Raw genomic sequence first — 10,484 nt, 5'->3', positions numbered from 1 at the left:
GAGGCAGTCATGACTGACGAAACGACCGAAACGACCGAAACGACCGAAACGACCGAAACGACCGAAACCGGCGAGATCACTGAGGGTGAATCCGGGAGTGATTTGCCACTGGAGCCAGCACCCTCCATTTACAGTTGCCATCCACTGACGCGCGAGTACATCGGCTCCGGCCAGGCCGATGCTGATCCTCTGGACGTTGGCAACTGGTTAGTCCCGGCCCACGCCTATCTCGACGCACCGCCCGAGGCGTCGGAGGGTTACGTTGTGTGCCGTAAAGAAGACGAAAGCAGCTGGGAGCTGATCGAAGACCATCGGGGCGTTGTGTACAGCACTGAAACCGGGGCTCAGCAGGCCTGGGCGAATCTCGGGCCGCTGCCCGAGGGGCTGACAGCCACCGCACCTGCCAGCCCTTATGACGCATGGACCGGCACGGAATGGCAGCTAGACGAAGCGTCCGAGCGCGAAGCCTTGGTTGCTGCGGCGATCAGCCAGCGCAATGCGTTGCTGCAAGGCGCGGCGACTCAAATCGCGCCACTCCAGGACGCTGTAGACCTTGGCATAGCTACCGAGGATGAGGCCGCAAGGCTGCTCGCATGGAAGGGGTACAGGGTAGAGTTGGCGCGCATCCAGGAACAGGAAGGATATCCGGGGGATATCGAGTGGCCGACCAGTCCGGAGGACGCTGCAAATGGCTGAATCGGCAGTGAGTAATAGGCCATCCTGGTCGGTGCTAGTGGGTGGCCTCGCTCAGGCGTTGGTCTTGGTCGCGCTGCGGGTGGTGCTGGTTGTTGTGGGGCTTGTCGTTGTTCCTATAGCCCTTCCGTTTCGCAGCATCGACGAGGCGACGAGGGTTCCATTCACTGAGGTCGCTGGCGACTGGGTTTTGGTTACGCTTCCTTCCTGGGCTTGGCTCTGGAGCAATGACCGTGATGGGGCCGCTGGCGACAAGCGAGGGTGGTGGCATGCTAATGCCCCTTGGGGACTTGGCGCCTATCACTGGATCTCGATGCTGGCCTGGTTGGCTTACAGAAACCCGGCGAATAACGCTCGTTTCACTCGACTCATGGGGTGCCCCGTGTCCGAGTGCTCCCATGAATATTGGGGTGATGAGGTTGTCGAGGATGATCCGGGCAAAGGCGGCTTTCGCGTGCTTGTCGCTACTCACAAGGCCACGGGCCGACGCTATTTCGGTTTGTACTGGGTCAAGCAATGGACTGCGACGCGGGCGTTAGTAGTCCAGGTCGGCTTTAAAGGTGAACCCAGCGATTGGTCCGAGGATTACAGCGCCGACCCTTCCAAAGGGTGGAAGGGGTTAACGTGCGAGATCAACCCCTGGAAGCGTATTGACTGAGATGGCCGGCGCCGTCTAATTGCCGAGTGCCAATTGCGGCGCAAAATTCCGGATGCAAGGCGGTGCGCGGCAGTGCCAATTAGAACGCCGCGCGGTGCCAAAAACGGCGCGCGCTTACACGACTAGGCGCAGGCTGCAGCCAATGGCACTCCCTTGGCAAAGTCTGCAACGACGGCGCAGATCATTTCCGGCACAACCCGCAGGGCCGGTGCCTGTTTTGCCGCGATACGGCGTTGCTCGTCTTGGACTTACCCCGGTAAGCCCTGCGACTCGCGCCTTGTCTCGCGGCAAAACAGGCACCGGCGCGGCCGTGAATGAAGCGGGAACAGGGCCTAATCGAACGCGAAGTCGCCTTCGCCCGCCAGTTCGCCGAGCGCGCGGCGCGGGCTGGGGGTTTCCCGGGCCTGCAGGCCTTCGGGCAGGCTGGACTTGTCGCCGAGCTGGCCGACCGCGACCACCGCGTGGATTTCGTACTCTTCGGGAATCTTCAGCTCGCGGCGGGTCAGCTCCTTGTCGAAGCCTGCCATGGCGTGGGTGTACCAGCCGGACAGGCTCGCCTGCAGGGCGAAGAAGCCCCAGGCCGCGCCGGTATCGAAGGTGTGCCAGAGCGCCGGTGCTTCTTCACTGGCGCCGGGTGGCGTGAAGCGGGTCTTGGACACCACCACCAGCAGCGCCGAGGCGTGTTGCGCCCAACTGCGGTTGAATTCGTTGAGCAGCCCCAGATAGCGCGACCAGTTCGGCGTATCGCGACGGGCATAGAGGAAGCGCCAGGGCTGCGAATTGTAGGCCGAAGGAGCCCAGCGGGCGGCTTCGAGCAGGCCGCGCAGGGTCTCTTCGGGAATCTCCGCCTGGGCGAAGGCGCGGGGCGACCAACGGCCGGCGAAGACCGGATGGATATCGTATTCGGGAGTGCGTGACTGGCTCATCGAAGATCCTGCGGCAAGGCAAAAAGGGCGGCGCAGAGCACCGCGGGGGAGTTACGTTAACCATGAGCGCGTTGGCCGGCAAGCCGATCGTCGTGGCTTGGCTGCACGGGGCGAGCCGGATAGACTGCGCCCCCAAGTCCAGCCCCACACATGCAGCCATGGCCGCCAAAGTCGAACCCTTCTGGAAGCGCAAGACGCTCGCCCAGCTCGATACCCAGGAATGGGAGTCACTGTGCGACGGTTGCGGCCTTTGTTGTCTGCAAAAGCTCGAAGACGAGGATGACGGCAGCGTCTACTACACGCGGATCGCCTGCAAGTTGCTGGACCTGAACACGTGCCGCTGCAGCGACTACCCTCAGCGCCGCCGGCATGTTCCCGACTGCATCCAGCTCACCCCCGAGCAAGCCGACAGCTTCCGCTGGTTACCGGCGACCTGCGCCTATCGCCTGCTCGCCGAAGGCGAGGACCTGCCGCTTTGGCATCCCCTGGTGAGCGGTGACCCGCAGGCGGTGCACCATGCGCGCATCTCCCAGGCTGGGCGCATGCTCAGCGAGCTGACGGTGCCGGAAGAGGACTGGGAGTCCTACCTGATCTTTCGCGCGGGTTGATGCCGTTTGAACAAGGATGTCGTTGGCGTCGATTTGCTGCATCCCCCTCTCCCCAACCCCTCTCCCGCGAGGGGAGAGGGGCTATTCGTACTGGTCTGAGGCCCGTGCCGGGCGCCATAGCCACTGCGGACTACCCCCGTCCCTTGGCGAGAGGGCTATTCGTGCTGGTCTGAGGTTCGTGTTGGGCGCCATGGCCGCTGCGGACTACCCCCGTCCCTTGGCGAGAGGACTATTCGTGCTGGTCTGAGGTTCGTGCCGGGCGTCATGACCGCTGCGGACTACTCCCTCTCCCTTGACGGGAGAGGGCGGGGGAGTGTCCAAACCGGCAACATGGGTAACAAACGAGACCGGGAGGATGGGTTACACAAGTTACGGTGTGAGCAGGAGGTGCTGCCCATGCCCTGGAAAGAGACTTGTGTAATGGATTTGAAGGTAAAGCTGATTGCCGACTGGCTAAGCGCCCGGTACTCGATTAGTGAGCTTGCCGTGGGCTATGGGCTTAGCCGCAAGACCGTCTACAAATGGATCGAGCGCTATCAGCGGGCGGGAGCCGAGGGTCTGATGGAGCGCTCTAAAGCCCCTCACTGCTGCCCGCATGCGGTAAATCCGCAGGTGGCTGAGCAGATCGTAGCCGTCAAGAAAGAGCATCCCAGCTTTGGTCCCAAGAAGGTGATGGACCTGTTGCGCCGCGAGCGGCCTGGCCACGATTGGCCGGCGGACAGTACCGCCGGTGAGGTGCTCAAGTCTGCTGGGCTGGTCAAACAGCGGCGCTATCGTAGGCCCTATCCAGCGGCGCCCGAGCCCTTCGAGCTAGGCCGCAGCAACAATGCGTTGTGGAGCGCGGACTACAAAGGTCAGTACGTTACGCAGGGCGGGCACTGGTGCTATCCCTTGACGGTGACGGACAACGCCAGCCGTTTCCTGCTTGGCTGCCATGCCGTGCAGGCCCCTGATTACGCGCAGGCCAAGCCAATCTTCGAATGGGTTTTCCATGAGTATGGCTTGCCCGAGGGGCTCTTGACCGACAACGGCTCCCCCTTTGCCAGTCGAGGCGCGGGAGGCCTGACGCGCTTGTCGAAGTGGTGGGTCGAACTAGGCATCCGAGTGCATCGCACCCAGCCGGGCACACCGACGCAAAATGCTCGTCATGAGCGCATGCATGGATCACTCAATCGGGCTATCGGTGATCAGCTGCGTGGAACGTCGGCGCTCGCTCAACAGGCAGCATTAGCCGCATTTCGCAAGGAGTTCAACGAGCACCGTAGCCATGAAGGCTTGGACAGATATACGCCAGCGAGCCTATATCAAGCCTCGCTGCGCCGGTATTCGCCAGTGCAGCGGCCTGTCGAGTACAACGAGGACCAGCAGGTACGCAACGTTTGACAAAACGGTGAGATCAAGTGCAAAGGCCGCCTCGTTTACATCAGCGAGCTGCTAGCCCAGCATCGTGTGGGGTTACGTGAAGTCGATGATGGACGCCTGGAGGTGCGTTATAGCTTTCACCTGCTGGGTTACATCAACCTGCAGACTTCACGATTGGAGCCCGCATCCCAATGGCATGCGAGGGGAAAGGTGTAACCCATGCTGCCGGTTTAATTTGTTACCTATGCTCCGGTTGCACAGTGTAGTGGTCAACAATTCCCGGACACAGAATTGAGTTGTTCCTCTGCAACCGCAGGCGGCACAAAGCCGTTGTGTTGATGCGGTCTGATCCAGTTGTAGCGCGTGAGGTAACGGCCAATATCCTGCTCAGCCATGGCCTGGTTCAGGTACCCCGTTGCAGGTACCCACTCGGTTTTCAAGCTGCGAAACAGTCGCTCCATCGGTGCGTTGTCGTGGCAGTTTCCGCGGCGACTCATGCTCTGTGTCATGCGATAGCGCCATAGGCGCTGGCGGAAGCTGCGGCTAGCGTATTGGCTACCTTGGTCGCTATGAAACAGCACGCCACTTGGCCGTCCACGCACGGCATAGGCCTTGTCGAGTGCCTTGATCACCAGTTCGGCGTCTGGCTTCTCCGAAAGTGCCCAACCCACGGCTCGGCGGCTGTACAAATCCATCACGACCGCTAGGTAATGCCATCGTCCCTGTGTCCAGATGTAGGTGATATCGCCGCACCAGACGCGGTTGGGCGCTTCAACGGTGAATTGGCGTGCAAGACGATTGGGAATGTCGGGGCGCTCAACGTTGGCGCGATTATAGACGTGAACACCGGGCTGCTTGCTGATCAATCCCAGCGCTTTCATCACGCCTCGAACCTTGAAACGGCCCACTTCCGTGCCTTCGTCCTTCAACATGGCCACGATGCTGCGGCTACCCGCCGAACGACGGCTTTGGCTGAACAGTTCATGGATGCGACTACGCAAACCTACCTGCCGGACATCGATGTGACGGCGACGGGCCTGGTGGGCGTAATAGCAGGATCGAGGGAGCTCAAACACCGAGCACAGCAGATGTACCGGATAGCGTGCGGCCAGCCGCCGAATCGAACTCAACGTCTGCGCCCGTGTTCCTCGGCCATCAAGAGCGCAGTAGCCTCCTTTAAGATTTTCTTCTCAAGCTCCAGCCGGTTAATCCGCGCCTGGAGCTGCTGAATGGTTTGCTGCTCAGCCGTGAGAGCCTTGGCTGTCGGGGTAATACCGCCACGCTCCTGTTGCAACTGACTCACCCAGCGCCTGAGTGCCGTTTCGCCCACATCAAGCGATCGGGCTGCCTCGGCACAGCTGTAGCCCTGATCGAGTACTAGGCAGGCTGCCTCATGTTTGAACTCGGGGGTGAAGGTACGTCTTGGTCTGCTCATCAAACACCTCTGTCTGGCGATCATCTTCGCCTAAAAAGGTGTCCGGGGTTAGTAGACCACTACAACAGAGAGGGTGAGCCCGCAGGCTGCCGCCCTCGCAACGCCCTAGGACACACTTCCCCCGTTTACGTCTTGGGCTCTTCCTCCGGGCTCGGCTCCGGCGTGTCGGCCGGCGGCTCGGGGTCGTTGTTCTTCATCTGATCCTCGACGACCTGTTCGTCGACACGTGGGTCGAGTGCCGCGGTCAGCGGTGAGCCGGTGGTGCCGTCGGGAGTCGGTACGTGCTGCACGGGCGCCTCGTCGACTTTGTGCAGGTTGGTCACCTTCTCCGGGCGGACCTGCCACACCAGCAGCAGGGTGCAGAAGCTGAAAAACGCGTAGAGCATGTTGCCGCCCAGCCATTTCATCAGCAGGCCGGCGGTCAGCGGTCCGAGGCAGGCGCCGATGCCGAAGGTCACCAGCAGCATGGCGGTCAACGAAACCCGCCGCTCGGGCTCCACGTGGTCGTTGGAGAACGCCACCGCCAGGGGATAGAGGCTGAACTGCAGCAGGCTGACGACGAAGGCGATGGGCAGCAGCAAGTGCAGTGGAAGTTGCGGAGTCAGCGCCAGCGGCAGCGCAGCCAGGCTTAGCGCCAGGGCGACGATGCGGATCAGTTGCGCACGGTTGTAGTGATCCGAAAGCCAGCCCAACGGCCACTGCACGGCGAGGCCGGCGCAGATACAGGTCGCCATGAACAGGCCAACGCCGTGGGTGTCCAGCCCCAGGCGCGTGGCATACAGCGGCGCCAGGCCGTAGAAGGAGCCGATCACCAGACCGGCTACCAGGGTGGTGGTGAGCGACTGTGGCACGCGCTTGAGGAAGAAGCGCGGCTCCAGGGGCGCCGGATGCAGCGGCGCGGGGTGGATCTTGTGCGTCAGCGCCACCGGCACCAGGCACAGGGCGAAGCACAGCGCCACCAGCATCAGCAGTTCCGGGCCGAGCGAGGGATACACGACCAGCACCAACTGGCCGAGCACCAGGCCCAGGTAGGACACCCCCATGTACATCGAGAACACCTTGCCGCGCTGGCTGGCGTCCGCCTGCTCGTTGAGCCAGCTCTCGATCACCATGTACTGGCACATCATGCTCAGGCCGACCAGCATGCGCAGGACCAGCCAGGCCGGCAGCCAGGGAATGATGCCGTGACCGAGCACCGCCGCGGTGACCACGCCGGCACAGGCGACGTAGGCGCGGATATGGCCGACGCGGGCGATCAGTCGGTGGCCGATCTTGCCGCCGAGCACCAGGCCGAAATAGTTGGCGGCCATCAATGCGCCGACCCACAGGCCATCGACCGATTCGGACAGACGCAGGGCCAGATAGGTGCTCAACAGGCCGGAGCCGAGCAACATCAGCAGGGTGGCGAAGTACAACGCGCGGAATGATTTCCAGATACGGCCCATGACGGCACCAGGCTCCAGGGGATAGAAAAACGATGACGGGGACGCAGAGACGGCCCCGCCGCGTGAAGCGTCACACCTGGTTGCCGAGAATGCGGCGTTCCCAGGGGGTGATCTCGTCGTGAAAGCTTGCCAGCTCCATGCGCTTGCTCGCCGCGTAGCCTTCGATGAACTCGTTGCCGAACAGTTCCCGGGCGATCGTCGAGCGTGCCAGGCGCTCCAGCGCATCGACCATGCTCGCCGGCAGCGCCTGGGCCGCGGGCACCTGCAGCTCGCCCTGCAGCGGTTCGCTGGCGGGGATCTGCTGGTCCATGCCGTAGAGTCCTGCGGCGAGGCTCGCAGCGATCGCCAGGTACGGGTTGCAGTCCGCACCGGGCAGGCGGTTCTCGACGCGCCGCGCCGCCGGCGAACTGGCAGGTATGCGCAGGCCGGCGGCACGGTTGTCGTGGCTCCAGCAGGCATTGTTCGGCGAAGCGAAGGGATTGCACAGGCGCTGGAAGGAATTCACATGGGGCGCGAACAGCAGGGTGAAGTCCGCCAGGCACGCCTGCAGGCCGCCGATGAAGTCATGGAAGGCCGCGGTAGGCTCGCCGCTGGCATCGCTGAAGACGTTGTCGCCATTGTCCGCGCGCACCACGCTGTGGTGAATGTGCATCGAACTGCCAGGCACCCGTGCCAGCGGCTTGGCCATGAACACCACGGAAAGGCCGTGCTTGAGCCCGACCTCCCGCAGCAGGTGCTTGAACAGGAAGGTCTGGTCGGCCGCCAGCAGGGCATCGCCGTGCAGCAGATTGATCTCGAACTGGCTGGTGCCCATCTCGTGCATGAAGGTATCGCGGGGCATGCCCAGCGCTTCCATGCAGCGATAGACCTCGCTGAAGAACGGCCGCAGCCCGCTCTGCGAGCCGATGCTGAAGGCCGAGCAACCCTGTTCGACGCCGCCGTCCAGGCCGCGTGGCGGCTCGAAGGGGCGGTTGGCGTCGGGGTTGTGGGCGAAGACGAAGAATTCCATCTCGGTCGCCACTACCGGGCTCAGGCCGCGCTGGCGGTAGGCGTCGAGCACACGCCGCAGCAGCGCGCGGGTGGACAGGCCGCTGGCGCCGCCGTCGAGCTCTTCGCAGTCGCAGATCGCCAGCGCACGTGGCGTGTCGCTCCAGGGCAGGCGGTGGATCTGCTGTGGGTCGGGACGCAGCAGCAGGTCGCCGTCGTCGCTGCCGTAGTACTCCGCGGGTGGATAACCGCCCATCACGCACTGCAACAGCACGCCACGCGCCAGTTGCAGGCGCCTGCCTTCGAGAAAGCCCGAGCCGGTCATTACCTTGCCGCGTGGCACGCCGTTGAGGTCGGGCGTCACGCATTCCACTTCGTCGACACCGGCCAAGCGCTCGGCGAGCGTGGTCAGGCCTGGGCTGGTCATCTTGTGCATCCTTGAGGCAGGCTGCCGCGGGCGCGGCGGGAGCGCACAACATACGCAGCGGGCGTTCGAAATTTCAAGCGCCGCTCACCAACGAGACGGCGACGACTCCTAGGCCGCCAGTACCTCGCACGCCTCGGCGCATCGATGGCAGGCCTGGGCGCACTGTTTGCAATGGCTGGACTCGTGGCGTGCGCATTTCTCGGCGCAGGCGCGACAGGCATCGGCGCAGAGTGCGCAGAGCCGCGCAGCCCATTCGCTGCCGCGTACCAGCAGGGTTTCCGTGAGGCGGCAGAGGTCCGCGCAGTCGCGGTCCAGGCGGATGCAGTCGCGCATCATCGTGGCATTCTCGGCCAGACAGGCGCTGGCGCAGCGTTCGCAAGCCATGGCACAGGCACTACAGGCCTGGATACAGGAAAGAAGGGTGGCGTCGTTCATCGGGCGGGTTCTCCGAGCCGGTTGCTGCGATGGACCATCCCGGCCAAGCAGGCGTTCGCCATCTTGCACAGCGCTGCGATTGACGGCGTGCGTGGCGACGGCTAAACAGAGCATCCGAACAAGAATCCGAGGGCAATCGCCCGCAGGAGTGCCCGTGTCCCAACGCCCTGTCGTATCCATCCTGGTCTGTAGTGCCCTGATCCTGGCGTTGTCGCTGGGCGTCCGGCATGGCTTCGGCCTGTTCCTGCCGCTGATGAGCGCGGACTTCGGCTGGGGGCGCGAGGTGTTTGCCTTCGCCCTGGCCCTGCAGAACCTGCTGTGGGGGCTGAGCCAGCCCTTTGCCGGCGCCCTGGCCGATCGCCTGGGCGCGCGGCGCGTGGTCTTTGGTGGCGGCCTGCTGTACGCGGCGGGGCTGCTGCTGATGAGCCAGGCCAACTCGCCGCTGTCGTTGTCGCTCAGCGCCGGGGTGCTGATTGGCATCGGCCTGTCCGGCACCTCCTTCTCGGTACTGCTCGGCGTGGTTGGGCGCGCGGTGCCGCCGGAGAAGCGCAGCATGGCGATGGGCTTGGCGGCGGCGGCTGGCTCCTTTGGCCAGTTCGCCATGCTACCCGGCACATTGGGGCTGATCGGCGGCCTGGGCTGGTCCGGTGCGCTGCTGGCGCTGGGCCTGGTGTCCGCGTTGATGCTGCCGCTGGCCGGCCTGCTGCGCGATGCGCCGCCGGTGCAGCATGGACCGCAACAGACTCTATTGCAGGCGCTGGCGGAAGCGGCGCGTGAACCGGGCTTCTGGCTGTTGGCGCTGGGTTTCTTCGTCTGCGGCTTCCAGGTGGTGTTCATCGGCGTGCACCTGCCGGCCTACCTAGTCGACCAGCATCTTTCCGCCCAGGTCGGCACCACGGTGCTGGCGCTGGTAGGGCTGTTCAACATCTTCGGTACCTACATCGCCGGCTGGCTCGGCGGTCGGCATGCCAAGCCGCGCCTGTTGTGCGCGCTCTACCTGATGCGCGGCGTGGTCATCGTGATCTTCCTGGCGGTACCGCTGACGCCGGCCAGCGCCTACGCCTTCGGGATCGCCATGGGGCTGCTGTGGTTGTCCACGGTGCCCTTGACCAACGGCACCGTGGCGACGCTGTTCGGCGTGCGCAACCTGTCGATGCTCGGCGGGGTGGTGTTCCTGTTTCACCAACTTGGCTCGTTCCTTGGCGGTTGGCTCGGTGGCTACCTGTACGACCGTACCGGCAGCTATGACCTGGTCTGGCAGATCGCCGTGGCGCTCTCCGTGGTCGCGGCCGCACTCAACTGGCCGGTGCGTGAGCGTCCGGTCGTGCGTTCGCCAGGGCTGGCGTGATGGGCCGGGCGCTGCGCCATCTGGCACTGGCGGTGCTGTTCGCGGCGTTGCTGGCGTTGGTCTGGTGGGGCTGGCAGCAGGGCGGGCTGGCGATCCTGCAATTGGGCGCCCCGCTTTGCTGAGGAGGGGAAGCGCGCTGGCCTGGCGGGCTGGCCAGCGC

General features: G+C 64.0%; 11 protein-coding genes. 6 read left to right on the top strand and 5 right to left on the bottom strand.

Going from position 1 to position 10,484, the window contains the following annotated elements:
• Positions 1-9: 9 nt before the first annotated feature.
• Together ACYRGX_RS16135 and ACYRGX_RS16130 are read left to right on the top strand one after the other, a co-directional pair.
• Entirely contained in the window at positions 10-696 is a 687-nt protein-coding gene (locus ACYRGX_RS16135) for a tail fiber assembly protein (RefSeq protein ID WP_473053472.1), read from the top strand.
• The gene (locus ACYRGX_RS16130) at positions 689-1,351 is read left to right on the top strand and encodes a DUF7338 family protein (protein ID WP_473053471.1); all 663 of its coding nucleotides are present in this window, start codon (positions 689-691) and stop codon (positions 1,349-1,351) included. The genes ACYRGX_RS16135 and ACYRGX_RS16130 overlap by 8 nt, the downstream gene beginning before the upstream one ends.
• 332 nt (positions 1,352-1,683) lie before the next feature.
• Here the strand turns inward: ACYRGX_RS16130 and ACYRGX_RS16125 are convergent, their stop codons facing one another.
• Positions 1,684-2,277 (bottom strand): nitroreductase family protein, encoded by a 594-nt coding sequence (locus tag ACYRGX_RS16125; protein ID WP_473053470.1) that lies wholly within the window; start codon positions 2,275-2,277, stop codon positions 1,684-1,686.
• A 158-nt stretch (positions 2,278-2,435) separates the two neighbouring features.
• Between ACYRGX_RS16125 and ACYRGX_RS16120 the strand changes: the two genes are divergently transcribed.
• Both ACYRGX_RS16120 and ACYRGX_RS16115 read left to right on the top strand, forming a co-directional pair.
• Positions 2,436-2,885: a YcgN family cysteine cluster protein gene (locus tag ACYRGX_RS16120; RefSeq protein WP_473053469.1), complete on the top strand. Its 450-nt coding sequence runs from the start codon at positions 2,436-2,438 to the stop codon at positions 2,883-2,885.
• Between the two features lie 420 nt (positions 2,886-3,305).
• Positions 3,306-4,268, top strand: a complete 963-nt coding sequence (locus ACYRGX_RS16115) for an integrase core domain-containing protein (RefSeq protein ID WP_473053468.1) — start codon at positions 3,306-3,308, stop codon at positions 4,266-4,268.
• Between the two features lie 248 nt (positions 4,269-4,516).
• Here ACYRGX_RS16115 and ACYRGX_RS16110 read toward each other — a convergent pair.
• From ACYRGX_RS16110 to ACYRGX_RS16095, 4 genes are all read right to left on the bottom strand, one after another.
• A protein-coding gene (locus tag ACYRGX_RS16110; RefSeq protein WP_473053467.1) for an IS3 family transposase occupies positions 4,517-5,682 on the bottom strand; the annotation gives its coding sequence in 2 pieces (ribosomal slippage) (positions 4,517-5,421 and positions 5,421-5,682; 1,167 coding nt in all).
• A 125-nt stretch (positions 5,683-5,807) separates the two neighbouring features.
• Complete coding sequence (locus ACYRGX_RS16105; protein WP_473053466.1) at positions 5,808-7,127, bottom strand: MFS transporter; 1,320 nt, start codon at positions 7,125-7,127, stop codon at positions 5,808-5,810.
• A gap of 70 nt (positions 7,128-7,197) precedes the next feature.
• A complete protein-coding gene (locus ACYRGX_RS16100; protein ID WP_473053465.1) occupies positions 7,198-8,541 on the bottom strand; it encodes a glutamine synthetase family protein in 1,344 nt (447 codons plus the stop codon).
• A gap of 108 nt (positions 8,542-8,649) precedes the next feature.
• Positions 8,650-8,976: a four-helix bundle copper-binding protein gene (locus ACYRGX_RS16095; protein ID WP_473053464.1), complete on the bottom strand. Its 327-nt coding sequence runs from the start codon at positions 8,974-8,976 to the stop codon at positions 8,650-8,652.
• Between the two features lie 154 nt (positions 8,977-9,130).
• On the opposite strand from ACYRGX_RS16095, the gene ACYRGX_RS16090 reads away from it, so the two are divergent.
• Positions 9,131-10,324 carry an MFS transporter gene (locus ACYRGX_RS16090; protein WP_473053463.1) on the top strand — a complete coding sequence of 398 codons (1,194 nt, stop codon included), beginning with the start codon at positions 9,131-9,133 and terminating at the stop codon, positions 10,322-10,324.
• Positions 10,324-10,446 carry a hypothetical protein gene (locus ACYRGX_RS16085; RefSeq protein ID WP_473053462.1) on the top strand — a complete coding sequence of 41 codons (123 nt, stop codon included), beginning with the start codon at positions 10,324-10,326 and terminating at the stop codon, positions 10,444-10,446. Before ACYRGX_RS16090 ends, ACYRGX_RS16085 begins: the two co-directional genes overlap by 1 nt.
• The last annotated feature ends 38 nt before the right edge of the window (positions 10,447-10,484 follow it).

This window comes from Pseudomonas sp. R4-15 (assembly GCF_055768815.1).
This window is presented reverse-complemented; position numbering and strand designations above follow the sequence as displayed.

Bases quoted from the DNA above. Each gene is read 5' to 3' on its own strand.
- ACYRGX_RS16135 (WP_473053472.1), top strand. From the start codon at position 10: ATGACTGACGAAACGACCGAAACGACCGAAACGACCGAAACGACCGAA.
- ACYRGX_RS16130 (WP_473053471.1), top strand. From the start codon at position 689: ATGGCTGAATCGGCAGTGAGTAATAGGCCATCCTGGTCGGTGCTAGTG.
- ACYRGX_RS16125 (WP_473053470.1), bottom strand. From the start codon at position 2,277: ATGAGCCAGTCACGCACTCCCGAATACGATATCCATCCGGTCTTCGCC.
- ACYRGX_RS16120 (WP_473053469.1), top strand. From the start codon at position 2,436: ATGGCCGCCAAAGTCGAACCCTTCTGGAAGCGCAAGACGCTCGCCCAG.
- ACYRGX_RS16115 (WP_473053468.1), top strand. From the start codon at position 3,306: ATGGATTTGAAGGTAAAGCTGATTGCCGACTGGCTAAGCGCCCGGTAC.
- ACYRGX_RS16105 (WP_473053466.1), bottom strand. From the start codon at position 7,127: ATGGGCCGTATCTGGAAATCATTCCGCGCGTTGTACTTCGCCACCCTG.
- ACYRGX_RS16100 (WP_473053465.1), bottom strand. From the start codon at position 8,541: ATGACCAGCCCAGGCCTGACCACGCTCGCCGAGCGCTTGGCCGGTGTC.
- ACYRGX_RS16095 (WP_473053464.1), bottom strand. From the start codon at position 8,976: ATGAACGACGCCACCCTTCTTTCCTGTATCCAGGCCTGTAGTGCCTGT.
- ACYRGX_RS16085 (WP_473053462.1), top strand. From the start codon at position 10,324: ATGGGCCGGGCGCTGCGCCATCTGGCACTGGCGGTGCTGTTCGCGGCG.